At 37.0% G+C, this 25,604-nt stretch carries 21 protein-coding genes and 1 pseudogene; 13 read left to right on the top strand and 9 right to left on the bottom strand.

The genetic code is table 11. From position 1 onward, the window contains the following. Window positions 1–39: 39 nt before the first annotated feature. From JM79_RS07240 to JM79_RS07225, 4 genes and pseudogenes are all read left to right on the top strand, one after another. A pseudogene (locus JM79_RS07240) lies at window positions 40–1,279 on the top strand (type I restriction endonuclease subunit R); the annotation flags it as partial. 522 nt (window positions 1,280–1,801) lie between these two features. Next, complete coding sequence (locus tag JM79_RS07235) at window positions 1,802–2,011, top strand: helix-turn-helix transcriptional regulator (RefSeq protein ID WP_141877510.1); 210 nt, start codon at window positions 1,802–1,804, stop codon at window positions 2,009–2,011. Window positions 2,012–2,016: 5 nt separating this feature from the next. Beyond that, on the top strand, window positions 2,017–2,349 hold the full coding sequence (locus JM79_RS07230; RefSeq protein WP_141877509.1) for a HipA N-terminal domain-containing protein: 333 nt from the start codon (window positions 2,017–2,019) through the stop codon (window positions 2,347–2,349). After that, entirely contained in the window at window positions 2,346–3,329 is a 984-nt protein-coding gene (locus JM79_RS07225) for a HipA domain-containing protein (RefSeq protein ID WP_141877508.1), read from the top strand. Before JM79_RS07230 ends, JM79_RS07225 begins: the two co-directional genes overlap by 4 nt. 479 nt (window positions 3,330–3,808) lie before the next feature. On the opposite strand, the gene JM79_RS07220 is transcribed toward JM79_RS07225, so the two are convergent. The 8 genes from JM79_RS07220 to JM79_RS07180 all read right to left on the bottom strand — a co-directional run bounded on the left by JM79_RS07220 (window position 3,809) and on the right by JM79_RS07180 (window position 12,068). Further along, entirely contained in the window at window positions 3,809–4,315 is a 507-nt protein-coding gene (locus JM79_RS07220) for a DUF4625 domain-containing protein (protein WP_141877507.1), read from the bottom strand. A 53-nt stretch (window positions 4,316–4,368) separates the two neighbouring features. Beyond that, window positions 4,369–4,698 (bottom strand): hypothetical protein, encoded by a 330-nt coding sequence (locus JM79_RS07215; protein ID WP_141877506.1) that lies wholly within the window; start codon window positions 4,696–4,698, stop codon window positions 4,369–4,371. Continuing rightward, window positions 4,698–7,076, bottom strand: a complete 2,379-nt coding sequence (locus JM79_RS07210; RefSeq protein ID WP_141877505.1) for a TonB-dependent receptor — start codon at window positions 7,074–7,076, stop codon at window positions 4,698–4,700. The genes JM79_RS07215 and JM79_RS07210 overlap by 1 nt, the downstream gene beginning before the upstream one ends. A gap of 71 nt (window positions 7,077–7,147) precedes the next feature. Beyond that, entirely contained in the window at window positions 7,148–7,489 is a 342-nt protein-coding gene (locus JM79_RS07205) for a hypothetical protein (protein WP_141877504.1), read from the bottom strand. A 239-nt stretch (window positions 7,490–7,728) separates the two neighbouring features. Next, window positions 7,729–8,220 (bottom strand): hypothetical protein, encoded by a 492-nt coding sequence (locus JM79_RS07200; protein ID WP_141877503.1) that lies wholly within the window; start codon window positions 8,218–8,220, stop codon window positions 7,729–7,731. 453 nt (window positions 8,221–8,673) lie between these two features. Further along, window positions 8,674–9,339 (bottom strand): hypothetical protein, encoded by a 666-nt coding sequence (locus JM79_RS07195; RefSeq protein ID WP_141877502.1) that lies wholly within the window; start codon window positions 9,337–9,339, stop codon window positions 8,674–8,676. A 159-nt stretch (window positions 9,340–9,498) separates the two neighbouring features. After that, window positions 9,499–10,614: a DUF2914 domain-containing protein gene (locus JM79_RS07190; protein ID WP_141877501.1), complete on the bottom strand. Its 1,116-nt coding sequence runs from the start codon at window positions 10,612–10,614 to the stop codon at window positions 9,499–9,501. 863 nt (window positions 10,615–11,477) lie between these two features. Next, on the bottom strand, window positions 11,478–12,068 hold the full coding sequence (locus JM79_RS07180; protein WP_141877500.1) for a molybdenum cofactor guanylyltransferase: 591 nt from the start codon (window positions 12,066–12,068) through the stop codon (window positions 11,478–11,480). 288 nt (window positions 12,069–12,356) lie between these two features. Between JM79_RS07180 and JM79_RS07175 the strand changes: the two genes are divergently transcribed. The 8 genes from JM79_RS07175 (at window position 12,357) to katG (ending at window position 23,458) form a co-directional block, all read left to right on the top strand. Continuing rightward, window positions 12,357–12,725 (top strand): hypothetical protein, encoded by a 369-nt coding sequence (locus JM79_RS07175; RefSeq protein ID WP_141877499.1) that lies wholly within the window; start codon window positions 12,357–12,359, stop codon window positions 12,723–12,725. After that, window positions 12,726–15,026 (top strand): FdhF/YdeP family oxidoreductase, encoded by a 2,301-nt coding sequence (locus JM79_RS07170; protein ID WP_141877498.1) that lies wholly within the window; start codon window positions 12,726–12,728, stop codon window positions 15,024–15,026. Window positions 15,027–15,352: 326 nt separating this feature from the next. Then, window positions 15,353–16,618: a dimethylsulfonioproprionate lyase family protein gene (locus JM79_RS07165; RefSeq protein ID WP_141877497.1), complete on the top strand. Its 1,266-nt coding sequence runs from the start codon at window positions 15,353–15,355 to the stop codon at window positions 16,616–16,618. 115 nt (window positions 16,619–16,733) lie between these two features. Beyond that, on the top strand, window positions 16,734–16,916 hold the full coding sequence (locus JM79_RS07160; RefSeq protein WP_026915823.1) for a Lacal_2735 family protein: 183 nt from the start codon (window positions 16,734–16,736) through the stop codon (window positions 16,914–16,916). Window positions 16,917–16,945: 29 nt separating this feature from the next. Then, window positions 16,946–17,866, top strand: coding sequence for a YitT family protein (locus JM79_RS07155; protein WP_141877496.1), 921 nt, complete (start codon window positions 16,946–16,948; stop codon window positions 17,864–17,866). 269 nt (window positions 17,867–18,135) lie between these two features. Continuing rightward, on the top strand, window positions 18,136–20,055 hold the full coding sequence (locus JM79_RS07150; RefSeq protein ID WP_141877495.1) for an ATP-binding protein: 1,920 nt from the start codon (window positions 18,136–18,138) through the stop codon (window positions 20,053–20,055). Window positions 20,056–20,062: 7 nt separating this feature from the next. Continuing rightward, on the top strand, window positions 20,063–20,728 hold the full coding sequence (locus tag JM79_RS07145) for a response regulator (RefSeq protein WP_141877494.1): 666 nt from the start codon (window positions 20,063–20,065) through the stop codon (window positions 20,726–20,728). A 432-nt stretch (window positions 20,729–21,160) separates the two neighbouring features. Beyond that, entirely contained in the window at window positions 21,161–23,458 is a 2,298-nt protein-coding gene (gene katG / locus JM79_RS07140; protein WP_141877493.1) for a catalase/peroxidase HPI, read from the top strand. A gap of 34 nt (window positions 23,459–23,492) precedes the next feature. Here katG and JM79_RS07135 read toward each other — a convergent pair whose 3' ends face one another. Beyond that, on the bottom strand, window positions 23,493–24,233 hold the full coding sequence (locus tag JM79_RS07135) for a DUF429 domain-containing protein (RefSeq protein WP_141877492.1): 741 nt from the start codon (window positions 24,231–24,233) through the stop codon (window positions 23,493–23,495). Window positions 24,234–24,347: 114 nt separating this feature from the next. Between JM79_RS07135 and JM79_RS07130 the strand changes: the two genes are divergently transcribed. Further along, the gene (locus JM79_RS07130; protein WP_141877491.1) at window positions 24,348–25,595 is read left to right on the top strand and encodes an amidohydrolase family protein; all 1,248 of its coding nucleotides are present in this window, start codon (window positions 24,348–24,350) and stop codon (window positions 25,593–25,595) included. The last annotated feature ends 9 nt before the right edge of the window (window positions 25,596–25,604 follow it).

Below are 25,604 nucleotides of genomic sequence, written 5' to 3'. Positions count from 1 at the left end.
TCTTTGATCATTTAGTTAATACATTTATTAATAATTCAAAAAACCAGTTTTGGGGTAGATAGCAAAGAATTCCAAAACTATTATCGCGATTTAGCAAAACGGGTAAAGAATCAAGATATAGATTTTTTAATTGTGGTAGGCATGTTCTTAACCGGTTTTGATACACCTACATTAAATACCTTATTCGTTGATAAAAACCTACGTTATCACGGCTTAATACAGGCTTTTTCACGTACCAATCGTATTTACGATGCAACGAAAACTTTTGGAAATATTGTAACCTTTAGAGACTTAGAAAAAGCGACGGTAGATGCGATTACTCTTTTTGGAGATAGTAAAACAAAGAATGTCGTTTTAGAAAAAAGTTATAAAGAATATTTAGAAGGTTTTGCTGATATAACAACAGGTAAAGCGCGTCGCGGTTACGTGGAAATTGTAAACGAGCTAAATGAAAAATTTCCGAATCCTGATGAAATAGAAACAGAAAAAAGAATTTTCTAAGCTTTTTGGGGAATACCTGCGTGTCGAAAACATCTTGCAGAATTATGATGAATTCACCCATCTAAAAGCTCTTCAAGAAATAGATAAAAATGACACAGAGGCTATTGAAGAGTTTAAAGAGGTCAACTTCTTAACTGATGCAGATATTGAAAATATGCAAGGCATTGAGGTGCTTAAAGAAAGAACAGTTCAGGACTATCGCTCTACCTATAATGATATTCGCGATTGGTTTAGAAGAGAAAAGCAAGGGAAGGAAGCCGAAAAATCTAGTATTGATTGGGATGATGTAGTTTTTGAAATAGATTTACCAAAATCACAAGAAATAAACTTAGATTATATTCTTGAATTGATTTTTGAAAATAATAAGAAAACAAAAAACAAAGCCGAATTAGTAGAAGAGATAAGGCGTGTAATACGTTCTAGCATAGGAAATAGAGCGAAAGAAAGTTTAGTAGTGGATTTCATAAATTCCACTGAATTAGATGAAATTAAGGACAAATCTACTATTATAGATGCTTTCTTTGAATATGCACAGAAGAGACAAAAGAAAGAAGCCGAAGAATTAATTGAGGAAGACAAATTAAATGAAGATGCAGCCAAACGCTACATTTTATCTTCATTGAAACGCGAATATGCTAGTGAAAACGGTACAGAGTTAAATTCTATTCTGCCCAAAATGAGTCCTTTAAATCCACAATATTTAACCAAAAAACAAAGTGTTTTTCAGAAAATTTCATCCTTCGTAGAAAAGTTTAAAGGCGTAGGTGGGAAGATTTGAATAGTCTTATAAAGGTTTGTTCATGATTGGATGAATGAAGAATTCTAAAATCAACCTTGTTTAAAACTTACTTTTCTTCAATTTGACGGTAAAGGTACTTCCATGGAAGATTACGATTTGAATCCCAAATATGATTGCCTCTTTACATCTATCGAAGTATGCCTATTTTGTTTTTATTGAGTCAGGCTGGGAAAGCAATTGTTTCCCTTCTATTGCTTTTAAAAAAAATTCATCGACCTTTGTCATTACCTTTAGAAAAATTTATACATACTCTTTTATATTTTTCTAAAGGTAATGATCGCTAGTAATTTTCCGGCATATTTCAACTATTTCTTCACACTAGCACATCCAAAATACACTCTGCAACCCTCATTATAATGTGGATTATAGTAAATTTTCCATATAATTCAGCATAAAAGTATCAAATTACTCATTAAAGTATGGATTTTAATGTATTTTTGAATCCAACCGGTATTTTGACTTATAAATGCTCGATATACTATGGGTTTTAGCATTTAAAATATGGAAGCAATCGTACACATCGGAAAGCTTATTCAACAACGACGTGATCACATGCGTATCACTCAGGAACAATTAGCCGAGATGGCCGATATTGGGATCATTACTTTGTATAAGATCGAGACCGGACAGGCCAATCCTACCTTAAAATCCCTGCAAAAGATCACTGATGTATTAGGTCTAGAGATTACCCTTCAGGTTAAAAAAATATAGCTTAAATGAGACAAGCCGCTATTTTATATAAAGGAACAGAGGCCGGTATGCTCCAACAGAACGATGACGGCGGCTTTACTTTCCGCTATCTGGACAACTGGCTGGCCGATCCGGACAATCCCCCTATTAGTCTTACCCTACCCCGGTCCCAACAGGAATACCATTCCAGATATTTATTTCCATTCTTTTATAATATGATTCCGGAAGGAACGAATCGACAAGCTGTTTGCAAGGCAGAACGCCTGGATGCAGATGACTATTTTGGGATCCTGATGTCTACGGCCCGTTATGATACTGTTGGGGCCATCACCGTTAAAAAACTTAAAGCCTCCGTATGATACCAAAACTTACGCATTGTCCCGGAACCCTGGCCCCAGGTTTTGAGACCTATAGCCGAACCAGCCTAAAACGGGTGTTCGATGGACGCAAGGTGTCCCACATCCTGCCTTATGAGGCCCCAAATTCAGACGCTCCTACGGATAAGTTATTTGAAGAGAATCAAAAGCGGATCTCCATATCTGGGGTCCAGGAGAAATTTTCAGTATTGCTGGAAAAGAACAAGCTACGCCTGATTAAAAAAGGAGAGCGGGGTACCTATATTCTAAAACCAATTCCTAATTCCGGAAAAAAAAGGGACCAGATGCCAGCCAATGAGCATTTGACTATGCAGATAGCGCGGCAGGTATACGGAATCGAGACCGCCGAAAATGCGCTCATCTTTTTTAAAAACGGCGCCCCGGCCTACATCACCAATCGATTTGATGTACAGGCGGATGGTAGCAAAAAGGCCAAAGAGGATTTTGCTTCACTAGCCGGTAAAACCCCACAGACCCATGGGGACCATTATAAATATGGAGGGAATTATCTGGAATTATTTGAACTGATGAAGAAATACCTTCCCGCCTACCGCGTGGAAACACCCAAATTATTTAAACTTCTATTATTCAATTATTTGTTTTCCAACGGAGATGCGCACCTGAAGAATTTTGCGATCTTGGAAACCCCTATGGGAGATCATCGATTAAGTCCTGCTTATGACCTGCTGAATACTCGCATTCATATTGAGGATAGTGATTTTGCATTGGATAGTGGTCTGCTACCGGCCAACCTGGCCCAAACCCATGTCGCCGGACAGTTTAAAGTCCTGGCCGAGCAGGTAGGCTTATCCTCGAAGCAGTTTAATACTATCATGGCTTCCATGCTCAACGGTTCCGATCAGGTAGACACCCTAACTATGACTTCCTTTTTAGATGATAAAACAAAAAGATACTATTTGCAGGCCTATAAGACCCGATTAAAAAAACTAACCAAAGAGTAATTATAAGAGATAATTTGAATTCTGTAAGTGAATGAAATGATATCTCTGTGATTTAAAAGCCTCAAATTAGCTTTTGACCGACGAATATATTTTCTACATTAATAAGGGAGAAATTACCGGTAAAATCATCAATGATTACATTTTTGGTAATATTTTGTGACTTCTTTTCAATATGTTGCAATGGCCATGTACCTAGATTACACCTCGTTTTTCGCTAAGCCCAGTAAAACAGGGAACTGATAACTTATTTGTTGGGAAGTAAATTTACCAGAGGAATTATTAAAACTCTATAAACCCTTATCTATTAATTTTAAATAACATTCTTCTGCTATACAAATGCAAAGAATACAAACTAAATTAGAGTTTGTATGTCGACTCTATTTCATATAGATTTTGTGATAATAAAAAAAGAGGTGCCAAATACAGGCACCTCCTTTCTACTTAGTAAACCAAACAATCTAAGTAATACTCTGTATTAATTATTCATCATCATGATCATCGTGGTCATCGTCGTCGTGATCATGATCATCATGGTCATGATCACCTTCGTGACCTAGCATGATTTCTACAAATGCTTCTTCCTGGTTTCCGGCAGCATCTACAACTATGACTCCTAAATGGTATTCCCCTTCAGCAATTCCTTCAAGAATAGCGATGTGTTCGTGAGCTTCGAAACTTGTTGGATTCCCATCAATTTGAAATGTTTGCTGATAAGACCAAGGCTCTTCTGTTTCCTGCTTCACAACAGAGTGCGTATGTCCATCAAAATTATTGTGAATATCTACTTTATAGGAAGCGAGACCGTCATTATCAGTAAGGTCGATATCAAAATGCAGCTCTCCGCCAATTTCGAAGGCTTCACCATCTTCCGGTTCACTCATCACAATTGTTGGTTTTTGACTATCTAAAGCGTCGTCATCATCACTACATGCGGTGAATGCGGTTACAGTAAGTAGTACGGCTAAAATTTTAAAATAATGTTTCATTTCTTTAATTTTTATAATTTATTCGTTTTGTCTTTATGTGTTTAATGCAATTCTTAATACTTCGTGTTTACTGGTGGTCCCCGAATATCAAAGCTGAATTTTGTTGCTACAACCTGGCTAATTCTAACATCAAATAATTTTTTTTCCTTTTCTGAAACTTTTCTGAAAAGATCCGGCCTATCATAACCCGGCAGCAGACCTTTATATTCAGCATGTATAAAATGCTCACACCAATGACGGATATTTTGCTGCTCAATTTTGAACTTACCTACTTCATGAAAATCTGAATGATCATCCAGAACAAAGTGGGCAGTACGCAATAATGGTCCAGCAATAAGCAGAAGAATTAATAATCGGCTGATATGTGTAATAGTAGAAATCATTAACTGCCAAACGGTATTTTAATGTTCAGCTGAATATTTCTACCCATTTCTGGAATCTGGAGTCTTCTGTAGAAACTGGTATGATTGAAATACTGTTCGTTTAAAAAATTGTCTACTCTAAAATTAATATTAGCTCTAAAACCATTCAAATTTATCTCATTCTGCCATTCCAGTCCCCAAAGAGAATAACCTGGAGTGACCAGCTCACCTTGAGCAATGCGATCCTGTTCCATGACCAGTCTGTTATTGATGCTGATCTCAGAAAAATTAAAAATTTCTGAATCCAGGAATAACTCGTAACCTACTTCGGTAAAAAGATTATTTGCCGGTGTAAATGGAAGCGGAAAATTTCTGGATTTATCTGAAGTTAGTTGCCTATTATGTAAATATTCTCCAGCCAGGTTGAAATGCCAGCGACCAATCTCTTTGATGATGGCTACTTCTATTCCGCTAAGCAACGCTTCAAATTGGGTATATTGAAATAACTGTCCTGAATGAGGAAGAACGGAAAATGTTCCAGTTGGTCTTAAGAAGATATAATTATTGAAGAAATAGGCATACGGACTCAAACTGATATTCCAGGAATTTTTAGAATAATTAAGGTTTAAATCGGCCATAAAACCTTGTTCCGGTTTAAGATCTGGATCTCCCTGCTCATGCCTGAAAGAACCGTGGTGGATTCCATTGGCTCCAAGCTCGATGGCCGTAGGTAAACGAAAGGCTGTACCAAGGTTTATTTTTGAGCTCCAACTTTCATCGAAAGTATGATCCCAACCCATTCTAGCGTTAAAACTGCTAAAATTCCGTTTGACTCCTTCACTACGTTGAGCGTAAGAATTCGCAAGTTGTTCAGTTTGACCATTTCTTATCAGAAATTCATAAAGGTTCGGGTCATAATTGCTTTGCATATCGATTGTTCCGTAATCGAACCTGAGACCTAAAGTCCATAGATTGCGGGCAGAAGGTTCGTATTCATGAATACCGAAAATGGCGTAATTCCCGGCTTGATACTCCGGTAACAGAAAATTAAACCCACTAATTTCATTATCCTTCCAGTTTAGATCAACTCCCAACTGCGTCTCATTTTGACGATTAAAGCTATGATGATAAATGGCTCTGGTTGTATAAGTTTTCAGGTTAAAATCCAGTTCAAGATTTGGATCAACTTCTGGAGGTTCCTGTCCGCCATAATGCGTATGGAATAAGCTCCATTCCTGCCTGTGGTTTTTCTGGTAGGAAAGATCCAAATCCAACTGACCATTTTCATAGAAAAACTTTGTGTTGTTGATGACTTTGAAATGGGTTACACGTTGAAAAGGTTCTTCAATATTTCTTAGATCTCCATCAGGTTGAACGCGGCTTATATCAGGAATTCCGTGAGAACCGGGAAAAAAACCTGATTTTTGATACACTTTGCTAATACTTATCGTAGTTGAAAAATCATCTTCGACAATTCCGGCCTGTGCATACCAATCCAGCTCTTTTCCTGCAGTATTCTTCAGCTTCTCATCAAATATCGGAATGTTGAAATTAAGATATGAAATCTCTTCCGTAGGAAGACTATAGTCTCCGAAGGATATTCCCGTAAACTTGGCTTTGAAAAACCAATCGTTTTCAGAATAGGCTAGTTTCGCTGAAGTTCCAAGGCTATTATTTACACTTTGAGCAAAACTGTAAATGCTTCCTGAGAAACCTTCCGAAGGAATTGAGTTGTTATTGATTCGAACTACTCCGCCAATCGCATCACTTCCGTAGGCAATAGAACCTACGCCTTTTACGATCTCCAGGTTTTCCACATTCAACGCGTCGATCTCAAGACCGTGATCTGCTCCCCATTGCTGACCTTTCTGTTTAATTCCGTTTTCTGCCACTGCAACGCGGTTAAGGCCTAAACCACGAATGATAGGCTTGGATGCCCCTGAACCTATTTGCATAGCATTAAATCCAGGTATTCTTTCAAGGCTCGAGGCTAAAGAACCATTAAATTGCTTCTCGAGATAATCATTATCTACATATACAACCTGCTGACTGGTCTTTTTATGCACGTGACCTTCTAATAAAACTTCATCAAGGCCAGTAACAGATTCAGCTAAACTCAAACTAAGAATGAGATTCTCGTCCAGATCTATAATAGTATCAAAATCCCTGTAACCGACCATAGAAACATGGACTTCATAGTTACCGCTCTTTAATTTTGTATTGTACTCCCCCTCTTTCGAAGTCCAGAAGTACTTTCCGTTAATTTTAACGTAAGCGCCATCCAACGCATCCCCTGTTCTATTCTTAACTGTACCAGAAAGCCTATAATCATTGGCATTCTGAGCAAACAAGTTGAAAGTAAACAGGGATAAGATCAATCCTATCCAGAAAAGTTTCATTTAGTAAAACCGTAAATAATTAATGTGAAAAAGCCTGAAGCAAAAATTCTTCAGAAATTAAAAATCACTAGTTAAACACGGAAGTATGGTGGGGCCCTTAAGGAAAAATAGGGATCTGGAGAATTCCAGACAGTTTGAGTAAGAGATAGAGAATATACAGTCTCTTTCAAAGGAATAAAAAGCTCAAAAGAAAGAAATTCAGGATTATCGAAACCTGAAAAATGAAAATCGCAAATTTTACAATCCATTCCAGAAGTCACAATATTCTTGTCAGTTTTCACAAGATGCTGGTGATCTTCTAAATTTGAGTTATTAGATATAGAATGCTCAAAGATGTGAACATATGGAGATACCAGCGCAAAAATAACTAGTAGCGCAGTTAGTATTGAAATATGTCCAGTTGCTTTTTGCATGGTTGACAAATATACACACTACTATATTCTGACAAAATGTAATTGCTTAAAAATTATTCTGATAAGAGCATAACAAGTCTGGCACCTCCTATCTGATTAAATCGTTATAGAGTTCAAAACTCACTTGGAATATGAAATATGAATTTTTGAAAAGGTTTTAGAACATTGATCACTGAATTCTTTATAAAAAAAAAGCCGCTGATAAACAATCAGCGGCTTTATGTATTGATCTCTGTAAATTAACTAGAAGTATTCGAGCTATTTAATTTTTCAATAATAGTCTCGTGTTCCTTTTCCATTTCCTTATGATCTTCTTCCATACTACTATGTTCATCCATTAATTTAGTATGGGTCTTAATCATTTCATCGATCTGGGTTTTCTTCTCAGAATCTGACTTTCCATTGAAATTTGCCTTCATTTCCTGATGATCTTCAATGATTTGATCATGACTTTTAATAATTGCGTCGTGCTGTTCCAGTATTGTGCTATGTCGCGCTACCTCATCGAATACAGTAGAATCCTGGATGTTTGCAGATCCCAATCGCTCGTTTACTTCCTGATACTTCATTCTCATTTCATCATGATTATTCTTGAAATCAGAATGTACCTTTGAAATACTGTCGTGTTGACGATTTAGTTTGTCGAATTGTTCTGAAAGTTCTTTGTTGTTGCTGTTTTCGCATCCTATTACTACTAAGAGGAGAGCGAAAAGACCGATTAATTTTTTCATAACATTTTAAGCTTTTGATCAAAACTACTAAAACATTAATATTTAAGGTATTAAAGGAATGGTAACATTAATTAAAGGTTTCAAAAGATACATTGTCTGAGAAAGCAACCAGACCTCCTAAATTCAGTTTTCAATAATACTGTAGAAAGCTTTTTAAGCCTATCTCATAAAGATTCATTTAACTTAGATTTTATCGTGATGTAATCTTTATGAGTTCTAATGTCCTGGAAGAAATTATTTTTGAACTTTTTCTTTCAGTTAAGTGAATTCTCCGACGAAAGAACACAAACAAAAATGGTGAGATTTTTATTGCTATTTTTTGTGTTAATTTCTTGTACCTTTTTTGTACCTCGTAATTTTACCTAGCAATAGCAAGGGTTCAATATTTCTGTATTGGGAAATAAAAAGAAGATTTGATATGGAATGTAGTTTACGAACTTCTTTTTTCTATGATTACCCCTTGCTTTCTTCAATTTCTCCTTCCCATTCTGAAGAAATAATATCGTCTTTTTTGATCAGATTTCCTGAAGTCGTAATTTTATATTGATCGCCATCAATATTTTTAAGTTCCCAGATAATATGTTCTGCTTCCGGAAATTCTTTTTCTCCCTTCAATTGATCTTCAAATAATCTCCTAACGATATTCCTTTCAGATAGTCCATTATTGAGTAACCTTAATACCATCTCCTCTGTTAAGGAGGTTTCATTATCATTATTTAGTGATTCTATGGAGCACTCTATAATTGTTGCACTAGAGCTTGGAAATTTGCCGTTATAAGCTTTAAAAAGTAATTGGTTAATATGAAACAAAGTTGATTGCAGTTCAATTTCCGGATATTCCTCGCAAACTGTATCTACTAACATATCATTAGAGATCTGGTCTATTTGGCCTTCAGACAGATGCTCTCCAAGTTTATATTCCAGAACTAATTTTGCTGCTTCAGCAGGTTCAAAATCTGTGATGGCCATAAACAGTAACTCCCTTAAATTTTCATTTTTAGAATCATCCGCATTAGGATAATCAAACCTTTCCAGCAATTGAACATAATTTTCATTAGTCCAATATTCTCTAATCTCATCGACCATCTGAACGTTCTTCACCTCTATTTTATACTTCATCTTAAAATTTTTCAGTCTTTATATTTACTTATTCTCCATGATACTCATTTTTTAATGTGAATAGAGTATTAAAGAATAATTTCTTTAGAAATAATCAATAATAATTAAAGTCAAATAGATATTATATAAACACCTAATATCTATTTCAAGGAGCAGTTGTCAGAATATTTTCTTTACCACTCCAACTTCAGGAGGTTCAGAAGTATTTATAATCACAAAATCTACAACACCCAGTACCAGTTCCTCTTCAGTAATCACATCAACTTTCCATTTACCTTCTCTAAGGTTCTTTTTATAAGTATAGCCACGAAAACCACTATCACGACCACCGGCAACTTCAAAGCCAAGATCATCAGTTACTTGCCATGTTTCGGTTTCGGGATCAAAATGTTGCCAACTATGGAATATGGGCTTTTTTAAATCTGTAGGTGCAAAAACGGAAGTAAATACATAAACTCGTTGACCTTCGTTCCGATGAAAATTAATGTCATGTTTACGCCAGAATACATACCATTGATTCCTCTGGTAAGTAACTATGTACTCATTATTTATTTTTCGCACATTATGAGCCACCAACCCTGTATCTAATGCCAGCGGAACTGGTGGAATAAGATTGAAATAGTAAAAAACATTGATTGATATATAAATTGAAAGGATAAGACTAATCAGTCTTCGTAAACTTAACTCCGTTCGTGTAGCTGAGCTTGAACTATAAATAAACATGATAAGAGCTAAAGTACACCCCAAACTTACAAGTCCAGAAATGATAAAAATAAATGTATTCATTTCCCTGATGAGTGTGGGAATCATAAAGGCAAAAAAGATGAAACTTATAAAAAAATAAACACTAAACTGAAGGTATTTATTCGATATTTTCTTTTTAAGAAACTCGTTTGCAAATAAGAGCAGAACCAGCAATATGAAGAAAAACATAGTTTTTGACAGAGAAACACTCCTGAAAAAATAGATAACAAAAGCACTTGAAAGTGCGCCAAAGAAAAACTGTATAGCTAGCGGAAAATATTCGTGATAACGCCTGATAAATGAACCTTCCCACCTTTCCTCATCTACGACATTATATAAATAAAGAGTGATTGTGACTAAGGTCATGTGCGAACAAAGAACCAATGTATCGTACATACGGTCTATTCTCCCTAATGTTAGGGTATCAAAGATAAAACCACCCATAAAAAAAATAATGGGAGCATACTTTTGATTGCGAGTAATGTACCTTCCAAAAGCACTTTTCTTATATTTTACTAGAGCTCTTTTCATAAAATTTTAAGTAGCGGCAAATTTAGCGTAAAACTCAATCGGGATATTAGCTTTAACTTTAATAACAAGCATTCTTATTGCTTTCAGGGTTAATTCTTGCACATATTTGGCGTTGGAAGAAGTCTATTAATTATAATTGATAAGTGTTCTGTTATTTACTATTGTATAATCTAGTTTTAACATGCTAATTTCAGTAGATTCCAGTATCATGCTTATTCTTCCAAAAATCTTAGGTTTTTATATAAATAGGGGTGCCAATAACCTGTACATCCTTTCAGCCTGGACAATCAAACAATCTAAGAAATACTGTATACTATTCTACTAATACTTATTGTCATCATCACCTAATGGCCTAGAACGATCTTTATGAAAGCTTCTTCCAGTTTTCCGGCAGCATCTCTATAGCGATGACTCCTAAGTGGTATTCTCCATTCCGCAAAACAATCAGGAATAGTGATGTGTTCTTGAGCTTCGAAACTTTTATAAAATATATTAATCCCAAAATTTTGTTGGAAAGACTACCACTCTTCTGGTTCCTGCTAAACGACAGAATACCTATGCCCATCAAAGTAATTATGAATCTCCGTTTTGTAGGATGTGAGACTTTTATTTTCAGTTAGGTCGATATCAAAATGCAGCTCTCCGTCATTTTAGATTTAGAAAGCTTTAGAATAATATATATAATCAGATATTTAATTCCTTGATATCTGCACTCCTAAGTGATTTCACCAACGAAGAAATAGAAACAAAAATGGATAAATGCTAATTAGAATTTTCAGGTTGTATTCTAGCACATTTTTTTTTCGTCGGAACTTTTACAGCAATCGCATTGTCTAATAGACCAAGTTTAAGACTTATAATAACTATTCTCCATCTGTTTCTGTATTTTCAGCGGCTTTTAACTGTTCTTGAGTATTTAAATTCTGTAGAACCTCTGTATTCTCTAGTGCGTTTAGATCTAACATAACATGGGATTGCCGGGTTATAAAATCCTGCATTTTTAATTCATCAGCTAAAATAGCTTTCTCGACTTTTTCTTTCAAAGATTTCGGGTAGCAGGCAAATAGCGGAGTAATTCGCTCGGAATCTGTAGCCACAGTTATTTTTCCAGCTTCAGCTAAGGTCATCAAACTCTGAATTGCTTCTTCGTTGATGGAAGGCATATCGCAAGCCAGCAATAGAACCATTGAAGCATTAGAATATTCAAGAGCAGTATATAATCCCCCTAGTGGTCCTTTCTTCGGAATAATATCGGTATACAGAGGTTTACCGAATTTTAAATATTCCTGATTACTACTAATAATACTAGTTTTCAAGTCTAATTTATTGAGAAGCTTTATAATATGCAGGATCATGGGCGTTCCTTTAAAATTGAGCAGACCTTTATCTGTTCCCATTCTTCTGCTTTCTCCTCCAGCAAGTATAAAAACCTCGATCGCTTTTTTTCTTATCACTTTCAAATAAATTTCAGAATATAAAAATAAGCTAATTCAGAATTGACAAACTTCAGTTTCCATGTCTGGTTTTCTATTACTGAACAAATTTCTAGATCACCATATTCAGGTTAAAACCCAGGTTATGCTAATCGATTATTGTTCCTCATCATTCATAAGTGACCACTAAACCATAAAAGCATCTTAAAACCTATATTTCCATGATTGTTCCTAATATAAATTTAAATCTTTAAGCTTAACTTTAAATGATTGCTGAAAACAGTCCATACCAAATAAAATTAGATTAAGATGAAAATAAGGATTCGAGGAAATTCTGTGAGATATAGATTAACGAAAGATGAAGTGGAGCTTTTATGCAGAGAAAAATCTATTGAAGAAAGAACTAATTTCTCAAAACTGGATTTCATATACGAAGTAAAGGTTACTGATACTGAGCAACTGGATATTCATTTTTCTGATAATAAGATCACTTTAAAAATTTCAGATTCACTGATACAAAATTGGGAAACTAACAACCGGGTTGGATTTTCTCATTCCGTAGTAACTTCAAATGGCAAAACTATAGATGTCTTACTCGAAAAAGATTTTACCTGTCTGGAAGATCGTGGTGAAGACGAATCTAATAATTACCCTAACCCTAAATCTCTTGCACTCTAGATGGAAAAGAAAATTGATAGAAACGTAAATCACAGAGGACCGGTTAATTTTCAGGAACTTGAATTTAAAGATCCAGTTACCCATGCTGCAGGAAAACTGGGGATTAGAGAAACCGTAAAGCATACCTTCAAAGAAATGGGCGTGGTAGATTCTATGCGGGCTCTCTTCACCATCAATCAGCAGGATGGTTTTGATTGTCCTAGCTGTGCCTGGCCAGATCCTGAACATCCTTCCAAAATCGGAGAATATTGCGAGAACGGAGCAAAAGCGCTGGCAGATGAAGCGACGCATAGTCATATTGATGCCGCTTTCTTTCAGAAATATTCAGTTGAAGAACTTTCAGAATTAAGTGATTTTCAGTTAAATAAATTCGGCCGACTTATAGAACCACTGGTTTTACGTGAAGGCAGCATTCATTACGAAAGCATTTCCTGGCAGGATGCCTTTGAATTAATTTCCGAAGAATTGCGCGGTTTAGATTCTCCAAACGAAGCTATTTTCTATACTTCTGGTCGTTCCAGTAATGAAGCTGCCTTTCTATACGGAATGTTTGTTCGAGCTTACGGAACTAACAATATGCCAGATTGCAGCAATATGTGCCATGAATCTAGCGGAGTCGCCCTTGACGAAACCTTGGGGATTGGAAAAGGAAGTACCAAACTAGAAGATTTTTATGAAGCCGAAGTGGTGATGATCGCGGGGCAAAATCCTGGAACCAATCATCCAAGAATGTTGTCTGCACTGGAAAAGTGCAAAGAAAACGGAGGTTATATAATTGCTATAAATCCATTAGAAGAGACAGGACTGGTTAATTTTAAAAATCCCAAAAACGTAAAAGGATTGATTGGCGGCGGAGAAGATATTGCCGACTTGCATTTAGCGGTAAATATCAACCAGGATATTCCTTTGGTAAAGTTGATACTCAAACGTCTTGCTGAAAAAGATGCTTTAGACCATACAGTTTTTGATCATGAATTTTTAAAGGAATACACCCAGGGATATGCTGAATTAATAAACGACCTGAAATCTTTTAATGAAGATGAATTACTGGCATTAACGGGAGTTTCTAATGAAAAAATTAATCAAGCCGTAGAGGTGCTTGCAAAGAAGACCAAAATTATTGTCTGTTGGGCCATGGGACTTACTCAACATAAAAATGGAGTGGAGACCATTCGGGAATACGTGAACCTATTGCTTCTAAAAGGGGCTATTGGGAAAGAAAATGCCGGTACCTGTCCCGTGCGCGGGCATAGTAATGTACAGGGAGATAGAAGTGTGGGGATAATGCACTTTGTAGATGAAGATCTCAACGAGCGCATTAAGGAACATATGGGATTCAATCCGCCAACAGAAAAAGGGATCGATGTTGTAGAATCTATGGAGGCAATGCACGACGGAAAGGCCAGTGTTTTCATCGCTTTGGGAGGTAATTTCTTGATGGCCGCTTCAGATACTGATTATACCGCACAGGCACTCAATAATTGTAAGCTAACAGTCCAAATTAGTACGAAGTTAAACCGCTCGCATTTAGTTACAGGGAAAAAAGCATTGATTCTGCCTACTTTCGGAAGGTCTGAAAAAGACGAGAAAAATGGTAATCCTCGTTTCCTGACTATGGAAAGTAGTATGGGGAGAATTAGACAATCTAAAGGGCTTTTAAAACCTGCGTCCAGCAATATTATGAGCGAGCCTGAAATTATCGGGAATCTAGGTCATACTTTCTTCAAAGGAAATCATCCGGTAGAATGGAAAGCAATGGGAGAAGATTACGAACTTATTCGGGAAAAAATCGATCTGGTAGCAAAAGGATTTGAGAAGACCAGTGAGCGATCTAAAGGTTTTGGATATTACCTTCCTAACAATGCGCGGCACAGAGATTTTAGTATGTTGCCGAATGGCAAAGCACAGATCACCTTAAACAAACTTCCAGACCACCAGTTACAGGAAGATGAATTGATGTTGATGACCATTAGAAGTCATGACCAGTTTAATACCACTATTTATGGCTTAGACGATAGGTATCGCGGAGTATATAATGAGCGCCGGGTTATATTTATAAATGAAAAGGATATGGAGAAGCGCAATTTGAAGAAATTCGAAATTGTGAACTTAACCAGCACCTATGACGGCAAGAAAAGAACCGCCTACAAATTTAAGGTGCTGCCTTATAAGATCCCAGCTGGTAATATCGCAGCATATTTCCCTGAAACCAATCCTTTAGTTCCTTACAACCATTTTGCAGAGCGTAGTAATACGCCCATTAGCAAATCTGTAAAGATTCGAATTGAAAAGGATAGTTAATAATCAGCGTAGACAACATATTAATTATTGTCTATAGAACTAACTTTAGTATCCAAATCTAATTGGTATAAGGAAGCTATTTAAAAACGGGAATAAAATCATAATCTTCAGAGTTCAGCTCGAACCTGAAGCCTGAATGTTATGAAAATTAATCATGTCCTTCGGAAGTAAAATTACACTGATAGATATTTCCGAAGTGATGGAACTTTTAAAGTTTATTAAAATTGAACTATTTTAGAGATAGAACCACCTGTTTCCAGATGCTTACTGTCTTTTCAGGCAACTAAAAGTTTACATAATTCTCTGGTCATAAAACTAAATTCATAATGATAAGCAACAATTATAATTATATCCTGAGTACGATCTTCTTTCTTAGTTCCATCACCTTCAGTTATGCTCAGAAAGTTCCTGATTTTATCAATCCCAAAGATCTGAAAAATGTAAAATTTAAATGCCTGGAAGAATCTGAAGTGTATTCCGAAGAGGAACAAAAGTATATCGATATTTTATGGGATGAATCCCTGCAATATCTTAAAGCCTATGCGGTGGCTTTAACGACCTCTCCAAATGGAAGTTCGTGTATTGACTCAGACGTGGCAACTTATGAAACTGTAGATGGAATTAGTCAGTTATGTGTGATGGAGCGTCGCGATATGCAATTAATGGTCAAAAACATCTACCAAATCCTGCACAATTCTGAAGCTGCAAAAGCATGCTTCGCTGCCAGAGGAAATGTTGACTGGCTCTATAGTCCCGGCGGTAAACTGGAGGCAAGGTCTGAAGTCGCAAAATGGCTTGACAGGACTACTTTTCAAGAATTTTTTGAAACTAAAGTTAGCGATCCAGATGTGAAAGCTAAAGGTTATACCTTCTCTGAGAATTTCTACAAAATGGTGACCGGTGAAAAGGTGAAGACTCCTCGAAATTTCCCTTATGATGTAAGTGCCAGATCACTACCAAATCTTTGGGCATCTGTAGGCTGGTTCCCAATGTATGCTGAAGAAAGTGACAGGAATCAAAAAAATTCCGCAAATGTAAGAGGTGGATATGCTTATGCTGAAATTCTGGGACATTGGGGATTGTTACGTATTGAAGAGATTAACGGACAAAAAGTTGGTGCAGAGGTTGGAATGACCGTTCAGGCTGTAAACACTCTATATCCATACCATAACCACGCTACTTCTGAATTGTATTATACGATGCGCCAGCCATCCTGTGTAAATCAATTTAAAACTTTTGCCATCAGGGATACTAACGAAAAGTTGACAACCATTTCAGAAAATGAAAATGAACGAGTTGTTCAGTTTGATACGGGAATGCCTGATGAATTCAGGATGTGGACCACTTCATCGTATGATCGGGATCCCTTAGTTTACTTTTACGAAAACACTATTCATGCATTCGAAATTGACGGGGACTGTGAAGAAGATCCGGAAGAAAATGCGCTGGTATCCATATGGGCACGTTCTGATGCTCATGAAAAGCTCAATGACTACGGAACTACAAAGTTGTGTGAATGTGCTGAAGAACCTGGCAAACCAGCCGCCAGAGGTGAAAAAATACAATGTCAGCTAACAAAGCTGAAGTATTAGATAATTTTTATTGAACCTTAAGAAATAGAGCGCAACATTTGTTTTAAACGATATAAAAGAACGCCGTGCCATAACCGGATAATTAAGACTTTAGCCTATATTTAAAGAAAAAGTTATGTTCGGTTTATTTAAAAAGAAATCTGAAGTTGAAAAATTAAATTTAAAGTACAAACAACTTCTTGAGGAAGCTCATCGCTTATCTACTAGTAATAGAAAATTGAGTGACGATAAAATGCATGAAGCGAATGAAATTTTGAAAGAAATTGATAAGATAAAATCAGCAGAAAAAGGTAACTGAGAGGTTCATATCAGTAAGAACTGTACTGTATGATAAAAAGATTTTTACAGGCAAATTTGGTTTGGGAAATTGGTCAGCTGGCACTCGCAGTTTTTCTGGCCAGCCTTGGACTAAAAGCTTTTTTGCTTCCTAACGGCTTTCTTGATGGCGGAGTAACCGGAATTTCAATTCTACTAAGCAAACTCACAGGGATAGAAATTTCTATTATTCTGCCAATCATTAGTATCCCATTCTTTGTGATAGGCTGGTTTACCATCTCACGAAAAACTGTGATACGGTCAATCATTTCAGTACTTGTACTTTCCCTCATCATTCATTTCGAGAACTTTCAATCCATAACAGATGACAAATTGCTTATTTCCATATTCGGCGGTTTATTTCTGGGTGCAGGAATTGGCCTGGCTATAAAGAATGGCTCTGTTCTGGACGGGAGCGAGATCCTGGGTATTTTCCTCAATGAAAAAACAGGAATTTCCATTGGTCTTATCATTTTCTGGTTCAATGTGGTGCTTTTTTTACTGGCTAGTTTACTATTCTCGATCGAGGTCGCCATGTACTCTGTGTTAACCTATATTATTACTGCAAAAACTATAGACCTAATTCTGGAAGGCTTCGAGGATTATGTCGGACTCATGATCGTTACTGAAAAATCTAAAGAAATGCAGATCGCTTTGCTTAAGAATATAGGTCAGGGATTAACGATCTATAACGGTAGTAAAGGTTACGGAAGTCAGGGAGAAAAGCAGGATCTAAAGATTATCCATACGGTTGTAAACAGGATAGACACCAAAAAAGCATACAGAATTTTGCATGAGGTGGATACGGATGCTTTTGTTATAGAATTTGATGTAAATAGGGTTTCTGGAGGCGTTCTTCGGAAATATTTAACCAGAAGTAAACAAAGAGAGCTCTCCCCTACTTTGTTTAGGAATAATGAGATCGATATTTGATATTATTTATTTCTGAAGCTGGCCCGATAAATTTCAGAAGAACTGAATATTAAAATATTCCGAAGTATAAGTGATCATTTATATTAGAAACAGTTAGAATTTTATTGTGATTTATCAACTTCAGAATTTGCTCCGTCCCGTGACATCATATCCCCTAATAAAATCTTCGGCATTCGTCTGCAAAAGCTGGATTGGCTTGAATTCTTACTATTTCTTAAACTTTCTAATTAAGTATTCTGGGATCCTCAGTTTTTATATATTTTCGCTAAATGCAAATTTCAAAGTATTTTCTGATCTACCTCTGTATTTGTCTAAGCCTGACCGCTTGTGACCAGGCTTCTGATAACAGTTCAGAAGAAATCGAACCTGGCAGCGGAGAATATTATTTTCAGCAAGGATTAAAATCAAAGTTGCCAGCAGAAATGCTTGCTAATTTTAAATATGGTCTGACCTCTTCCAGGATCGACAATGATACAGTGCATCTCAAGTTATTGGATGGCGTTATCTATAGCTTTAATCAATTAAGGTATTATGACAGCTCTCTGGTCTATTCCTCAAAAATGATCGATCAATCCAGGATCTATGAAAATATTCATTTTGAAGCCACAGGTTTTTACCGTAAAGCTATTATTCATCGCTCTCTAAACGATTATAAAGAATATTTTAGAAATGCATTTATCTCCAGAAAATTACACCTTATGGATGGAGATTCTGCGAAGGCAGGGCGCAGAACTATAGAAATGGCTGATGCACAAAGCAGATTAACAGATTATACCGGAGCTCAACAAACTGCTGCTGAAGCCCTCAAACTACTGGATCCCATTGACTCCACTTACTTTAGTACCGCTTACAACATTATTGCAACAGCATATCGTAACCAGGGTTTCCAAAGTGATGCCATACGTGAATGGAGAAACGCTCTTGCATTTGCTGCTAATATCAAAGACAGCTTAAGTAATCTTAACAATATTGCACTTTCTCTTCAGGATCAAAAGAATTACGATGAAGCCATAGCTGTTTTTAAAAGCATCCTGCGTAGATCTGATTCAACGAATATTCTCTCTAAGGCCAGATTCTTAGATAATCTGGCTTACACCAGGTGGTTGCAGGATTCTACCGCTAATATGGAAGTTGAATTGCTGGAAGCAAGGAATATAAGGCTTCTAAATAATGGCAAAAATGGCCTGCTCGCCAGTTATGATCATCTGGCGAATTATTACCGGAATAGTGATGAGAATATTTCAAAACTCTATGCAGATAGCCTGCTTCTTACTGCGAGGGAACTCAATAGTAAATCGGCTCAATTAAATGCCATAGAAAAATTGATCCAGCTATCGCCGTTGGAATCGATCAAAGAACTATCAACACGCTATATTCAGCTGAGTGATAGCATACGTACGGAAAGTATTCAGGCAAAAAATATGTTCGCTAAAATTACATTTGACGAAGAACAGAAAGAATTAGAGATCGATCAATTACAGGATCAAACTGCTCTACAGGCTATAGAGAAAGAGCAACTGCAGGACCAGATTATCATATTATCATTAGGAAGTTTACTGGTCTTAGTTAGTGGTGGATTCGGCTTCTATTACTTAAGACAAAGACATACCAGGGATAAAATTCGCGAAGCGCATCGTACAGAATCCAGGATTTCCAAAAAAATCCACGATGAACTGGCAAACGATGTCTACAATGTTATGAGCAGTATGGATACGATTGCAACCAATATGCTCATGGATAAGCTGGAAAATATCTATAACCGGACACGTAATATTTCCAGGGAAAATAGCAGTATTCCAACAGGACCAGATTTCCTTCCCCATTTACTCTCCACGCTTAGTTCCAGTTTACCAGCAGATGCCAGACTAATTCTTCGTGGGGAAAACAGCATCAACTGGAAAAGCTTAAGCCCGGAGAAAAAGATCATTCTTTACCGTGTTCTTCAGGAGATCATGATTAATATGAACAAGCATAGTGAAGCCAGTTTGGTAGCTATTGTATTTTCCGAAGAAAACAAAAATTTACAGGTTCAATATTCTGATAATGGAATAGGTACTTCACGTCAAAGTCTGAAAGCCGGTAATGGTTTTCTTAATATGGAAAACCGTATTCTTTCTATCAAAGGAAAACTTAATTTTGAAACTGAACAGGAAAAAGGATTGAAGGTTTTAATCCAGGTTCCCATATAATTTTCACATGTTTAAAAAAGTTCTGGTTGCTGAAGATATGGACAGTATAAATCATGCTGTCGCTTTTATTTTGAAAGATTTGAAAATTGCACAGGTAGATCACGCGCAATATTGTGATAAAGCTTGGCTTCTGGCAAAAAAAGCCATTCAGGAAGGCAAACCTTATGATCTTCTAATTTGTGATCTTTCCTTCAAACCAGATTACCGGGAAGAAAAACTGACTTCCGGAAAAGAACTGATCTCGGCATTAAAACTCGAAGATCCTCAACTTAAAGTTATCGTGAACTCGATAGAAGACCATCCTCAAACGGTCAGAGAACTCTGGGCAAGCGGAAATATAGATGCCTATGTTTGCAAAGACCGTAGTGGATTAAAAGAATTGAAAGAGGCGATTCTGAATTTGAATGAAGGTGAAAATTATAATTCTCCGTCAATCGAAAAGATCCTTAACCAGAATAATGTGCTTACTTTAAATGATTTCGAGATAAATATTGTGAAATATCTGGCAAATGGTTTTACCCAGGACGAAATTCAAAAGGAATTAAAAGATAAGAATATCAGGCCAAGTAGTAAAAGTGCGATCGAAAAAAGGCTGAAGGAATTAAGGGATGAATTTAGAGCGAATACGAATCCGCATTTAATATCTATCATGAAGGATCTACAATTAATCTAATAGTGGTGCCTTATAAAAAACATGGAACGTCCCGCATGATTAATTTGTTCTTCTAATAATACAATCCTGCTACAATTTACTATTGGAAGTGAAATAATACTGAAAAGAAATTATAGCTATTTATTTTCAATTTCGTACAACAACCTATCGTGCACTGCGAATTCTCTAAGTCTACTTTAAGCAAGCGATAAATATTTAAAAAAAGTTTAACGCCGCACAGCCTGAATTTCAGGTACATCTTCCTAAATTCTGCTCATAAACTAAAATTTAATTACGTCCACCATTTTCCTTTTAACTCCCTTTGCTTTTAGAATGTTGAGAATCAAATCTTATCTACTCCATTTTCCAAGTTTGGCATGTTCAGAATGAACTTCAGAAGAAAAATATTGACGTTCTTATTTTAATTCATTTCAAAACTTCAAAACATTCAGTATGAAAGACATGGATAATCCAGACAATCTAGCAAAATGTCCATTTAGAGGAACAAGGGTTGGCGGAGCAATTGGCTCGAAGCCGCAGCTAGATGATTGGTGGCCCAACCGACTACAGGTTGAATTATTACATCAGGAATCGGCGGTTGCGAATCCTTTAAGCGATTTCGATTACAAAGAAGCCTTCAATAAAATTGACCTCGAACAGCTTAAAAACGAAATAAAGCAATTATTGGTAGAATCCAAAGACTGGTGGCCTGCAGATTATAATAACTATGGGCCTCAAATGATACGAATGGCCTGGCACTCTGCCGGTACTTATCGTATTGCCGACGGTCGCGGTGGAGCTGGACAGGCTTTACAACGCTTCGGCCCTATCAATTCCTGGTGGGATAACGGGAATATTGATAAATCAAGAAGACTTATCTGGCCAATCAAACAAAAATATGGCGCATCTATTTCCTGGGCAGATCTTATCGTTCTTACCGGGAACTGCGCACTGGAAATTATGAACTTCCCCACATTTGGTTATGCCGGTGGTAGACGCGATGCCTGGGAGCCAGATCGTAGTACCTACTGGGGACCAGAATTCTGGAATGGCAAACCATTTAAAGAATCTAAAGTTGGTGAGTACTATGATGGACATCCTGAAGAGATGGTAACCCAGAAGCTTCGTTGGAAAGGAGAACCTTCAGATCCAAACCGTGATCTGGAAAATCCTCTGGCAGCCACACATCAGGCCTTAATATATGTAAATCCTGAAGGTCCGGGAGGAAATGGGGAGCCTATGGATTCTGCGATGGCAATTCGGGAATCATTTAAGCGTATGGCTATGAATGATGAAGAAACCGTCGCTCTTATTGCTGGTGGACATGCCTTCGGAAAAAGTCACGGTATGGTTAGCGCAGATAAAATTGGACCTTCCCCGGAAGCTGCTCCTTTGCAGGCTATGGGAATGGGATGGCAGAATCCAGAAGGTACAGGTTTTGGGAAATATACGATGACCAATGGAATTGAAGGTTCGTGGACACCAGATCCAACCAACTGGGATAATGACTATTTGATAAATCTCTTCAAATTCGATTGGAAAAAGACCGAAAGTCCCGCAGGTGCTGTGCAATGGACTCCGGTGGATGAAAATGCTCCAAAAACACCAGATGCTCATGAAGCAGGGAAATCGAATGATTTGATGATGATGACTTCCGATATCGCATTAAAGGTAGATCCAGAGTATCGCAAGGTGTGCAACAAATTCCTGAATGATTTTGAGTATTTTACTGATGCTTTTTCAAGAGCATGGTACAAACTTACCCATAGAGACATGGGACCTAAAGATCGTTATCTAGGGCCTGAAGTTCCGGAAGAAGACTTGCTGTGGCAGGATCCGATCCCGAAGATAGATTATGATCTCATTGATAATAGTGATATAGCTGATTTAAAACGAAAAATCCTTGATACCGGTTTAAGCGTGTCTGCTTTGGTTTCAGCAGCATGGTCCTCTGCAGCCATCTATCGTAATAGTGATAAACGTGGTGGTGCCAATGGAGCACGTATAGCCCTGGAACCTCAGAACAACTGGGACCTTAACAGGCCAGATGAATTGAACAAAGTTCTTGAAGCATACAAAGGCCTGAAATCTGATTTTGATAACAACCAGAGTGGAAATAAAAAAGTTTCACTAGCAGATCTTGTGGTTCTTGGTGGTTGCGCCGCCATAGAGAAAGCGGCAAAAGATGCTGGATTTGATATTCAAGTGCCTTTTACGCCGGGTCGTAATGATGCAACCCAGGAACAAACCGATGAGGAAAGTTTTGACTGGTTAAAACCGGTTTCAGACGGATTCAAAAATTATCACAATGATAAAGTTGGATACAATGTGCCGCCGGAAAGAATTTTCCTGGACAGAGCGCAATTGCTCACGTTAAGCGCACCAGAATGGACCGTGCTTACAGGTGGATTGCGTGTCTTAGAACAAAACTTTGATCGTTCCAGACATGGTTTATTTACAGACCGTCCAGGTGTTCTTACCAACGACTTCTTCAAGGTACTTCTAAGTATGGACTATGAATGGGTGCCACAAAATGACGAGGAAATGATTTTTGATATTAAAGATCGGGGAAATAGAAATGTGAAATACACCGCTACTCGTTGTGATCTTATTTTTGGATCTAATGCTCAGCTAAGAAATATTGCTGAAGTTTATGGTGCTGAAGATGGAAAAGAAAGATTTGTTCGTGACTTTGTAAAAGCCTGGGATAAAGTTATGATGCTGGACAGATACGATGTTAAAGACGATTAAGTAGAAATATTTAAATAATAAGATGCCCGATTACTTAAGTTTTCGGGCATTTTTTATGTAATCGTGATAAATCCGCATAATAAATGGCCATTTCTATTCCGTACTCGTCTTTTTCTGGTTGTATCGGTATGCGCTTTTCATAATTTTCTGAAAGTTCAGCCGTAATAGCCAGGCACATTGCATCTAACAAATCATCTTTTGCTACCTCCTTGCGTCGATATTCCTTTAAACCAAGTTTGTATAATTTTTCAGCTTCGGGTTTAAATTGCGATAATATGTGCAGCCTTTCAAAAATTCCGTTTTCAGTTTTCTTCGTGTATTTTAAAGGCTTTCCATCGTTTAAGAACTGAAAGGAAATTTCTGGATGTGATTCTTTAATATTATTTCGTTCTTGTTTATTCTGAACCAAAAACTGATCTATTTCTTTGATCTTAGAAATAATGAACCAGGTCTGCTTTGAAATACCTTTGCCTAAAATGGCTTTATTAATATGTGAAGCTTCCGAATATGTTTCGGCTTGGAGACTTTCTCTGCAAGGCACAGGAAAAATGCTTGATTTCCTGTTCTTCGGAAGGAACTGTCGGGCCAGTTCCTCGCAATTTCGCAACTTATTTTTTTCGCTCTTCAGGCCAATTGGAATATCAATAAAGATTAAAGCCTGAGCTGGATAGAAAGATATAAGGTTCTCTAAATTTTCTACCGCAGTAATCTCTTCCGTAGAAAAACAAACTGAAACCCAGCCAAATTTACAACCGTCCACACCTATATATCTCATATTTCAACAACTTATAACATGACAGCTACAAATTCAGTATAAATATGACCTTTTTTAAATACATTAGAGCCTTAAGAAGAAAAACATCATAATTTTTAAAAGAAATAGATAATTATGAGTCAATATGACCTGGAAATTAAAAATGCAAGAATAGAAGGTCATGAAGATCTTGTGAACATTAGAATTCTGGATGGAGAAATCGCTAAGATTGTTTCAGTATTCGAAAATTCTTCAGAAGATATTACTACCATAAATAGTTATGATGCCAGAGGTCATTTCGTTTCTCCGGGCTTTTTTGAGAGCCATATTCATCTCGATAAAGCGTGTATTCTGGACCGTTGCACTATTGAAGAAGGAACTTTAGAAGAAGCAGTAGAACAGACCGGTAAAGCCAAAAAATCATTTACAGAAGAAGACGTATATCAACGCGCCGCGAAAGTAGTTGAAATGGCAATCAAAAAGGGAACTATGGGAATGCGAACCTTCGTAGAAACCGATCCCAAAACGGAACTTCGATCTCTAAAGGCTATTCAAAAAGTCAGGCATCAATATGCATTTGCTATCGATATGGAAATCTGTGCTTTCGCCCAGGAAGGACTTACCGGGAGGAGTGCTACCCAACAGCTTATCAAACAGGCACTGGTAAATGGCGCAGATTTGATAGGCGGCTGCCCTTATAAGGATGAAGATCCTTCAGCACATATAGAAATGATCTTTGATATTGCCCAGGAATATGATGTAGATGTTGACTTTCATCTTGATTTTGATCTGGATCCTGAAAATTCCAGTATTCCGAAGATTGCAGAGGAAGTGAGAAAACGAGCGTATCAAGGTCGAGTTTCAATTGGTCATATCACTAAAATATCAGCAATGACCGCGGAGCAAAAAAAGAGAATGTTCAGTTTATTATTGGAAGCTAAAATTACTCTCACCGTTTTACCGGCAACCGATATTTTCCTGAATGGAAGAGATTACGAGAAATTAATCCCACGCGGAATGGTAAATGCCAATGAACTCGCTAATTTCGGGATAAGAACTACCATTTCCAGCAATAATATTTTAAATGCTTTTACACCATTTGGAGACGCTTCACTTCTTCGCATGGGTAATATGTATGCGAATATTGCTCAGATTGCCAAAGATGATGAACTGGAAGAAGTTTACAGGATGATAGGCGAAAATGCCGCGCTTTTAATGGGTATGTATAAGCCTATAAAAGAAGGTTCACCGGCAACTTTACTCATACTGGAAACTAATTCTTCTATCGATGCCGTACGAAGTATTGCCCAGCCAATTGCAGGTTTTAAAAATGGTAAGCAAACATTTACCAACGAACCTGCGATAATCTTAAAAACTGAATAACAACGAATA

This window comes from Gramella sp. Hel_I_59, assembly GCF_006714895.1.
In the GTDB taxonomy this organism is placed as follows: domain Bacteria; phylum Bacteroidota; class Bacteroidia; order Flavobacteriales; family Flavobacteriaceae; genus Christiangramia.
Note: the sequence above shows the minus strand (reverse complement) of the source record. Positions and strands in the feature narration are given on the sequence as shown.

What these genes read in the sequence shown, in the direction of transcription:
- JM79_RS07135 (WP_141877492.1), bottom strand. Translation starts at nt 24,233, where the DNA reads ATGAGATATATAGGTGTGGACGGTTGTAAATTTGGCTGGGTTTCAGTT.
- JM79_RS07175 (WP_141877499.1), top strand. Translation starts at nt 12,357, where the DNA reads ATGAAAATAAGGATTCGAGGAAATTCTGTGAGATATAGATTAACGAAA.
- JM79_RS07195 (WP_141877502.1), bottom strand. Translation starts at nt 9,339, where the DNA reads ATGAAGTATAAAATAGAGGTGAAGAACGTTCAGATGGTCGATGAGATT.
- JM79_RS07200 (WP_141877503.1), bottom strand. Translation starts at nt 8,220, where the DNA reads ATGAAAAAATTAATCGGTCTTTTCGCTCTCCTCTTAGTAGTAATAGGA.
- JM79_RS07130 (WP_141877491.1), top strand. Translation starts at nt 24,348, where the DNA reads ATGAGTCAATATGACCTGGAAATTAAAAATGCAAGAATAGAAGGTCAT.
- JM79_RS07210 (WP_141877505.1), bottom strand. Translation starts at nt 7,076, where the DNA reads ATGAAACTTTTCTGGATAGGATTGATCTTATCCCTGTTTACTTTCAAC.
- JM79_RS07235 (WP_141877510.1), top strand. Translation starts at nt 1,802, where the DNA reads ATGGAAGCAATCGTACACATCGGAAAGCTTATTCAACAACGACGTGAT.
- JM79_RS07230 (WP_141877509.1), top strand. Translation starts at nt 2,017, where the DNA reads ATGAGACAAGCCGCTATTTTATATAAAGGAACAGAGGCCGGTATGCTC.
- JM79_RS07225 (WP_141877508.1), top strand. Translation starts at nt 2,346, where the DNA reads ATGATACCAAAACTTACGCATTGTCCCGGAACCCTGGCCCCAGGTTTT.
- JM79_RS07165 (WP_141877497.1), top strand. Translation starts at nt 15,353, where the DNA reads ATGATAAGCAACAATTATAATTATATCCTGAGTACGATCTTCTTTCTT.
- JM79_RS07215 (WP_141877506.1), bottom strand. Translation starts at nt 4,698, where the DNA reads ATGATTTCTACTATTACACATATCAGCCGATTATTAATTCTTCTGCTT.
- JM79_RS07170 (WP_141877498.1), top strand. Translation starts at nt 12,726, where the DNA reads ATGGAAAAGAAAATTGATAGAAACGTAAATCACAGAGGACCGGTTAAT.
- JM79_RS07155 (WP_141877496.1), top strand. Translation starts at nt 16,946, where the DNA reads ATGATAAAAAGATTTTTACAGGCAAATTTGGTTTGGGAAATTGGTCAG.
- JM79_RS07145 (WP_141877494.1), top strand. Translation starts at nt 20,063, where the DNA reads ATGTTTAAAAAAGTTCTGGTTGCTGAAGATATGGACAGTATAAATCAT.
- JM79_RS07150 (WP_141877495.1), top strand. Translation starts at nt 18,136, where the DNA reads ATGCAAATTTCAAAGTATTTTCTGATCTACCTCTGTATTTGTCTAAGC.
- JM79_RS07190 (WP_141877501.1), bottom strand. Translation starts at nt 10,614, where the DNA reads ATGAAAAGAGCTCTAGTAAAATATAAGAAAAGTGCTTTTGGAAGGTAC.
- JM79_RS07160 (WP_026915823.1), top strand. Translation starts at nt 16,734, where the DNA reads ATGTTCGGTTTATTTAAAAAGAAATCTGAAGTTGAAAAATTAAATTTA.
- JM79_RS07205 (WP_141877504.1), bottom strand. Translation starts at nt 7,489, where the DNA reads ATGCAAAAAGCAACTGGACATATTTCAATACTAACTGCGCTACTAGTT.
- JM79_RS07220 (WP_141877507.1), bottom strand. Translation starts at nt 4,315, where the DNA reads ATGAAACATTATTTTAAAATTTTAGCCGTACTACTTACTGTAACCGCA.
- katG (WP_141877493.1), top strand. Translation starts at nt 21,161, where the DNA reads ATGAAAGACATGGATAATCCAGACAATCTAGCAAAATGTCCATTTAGA.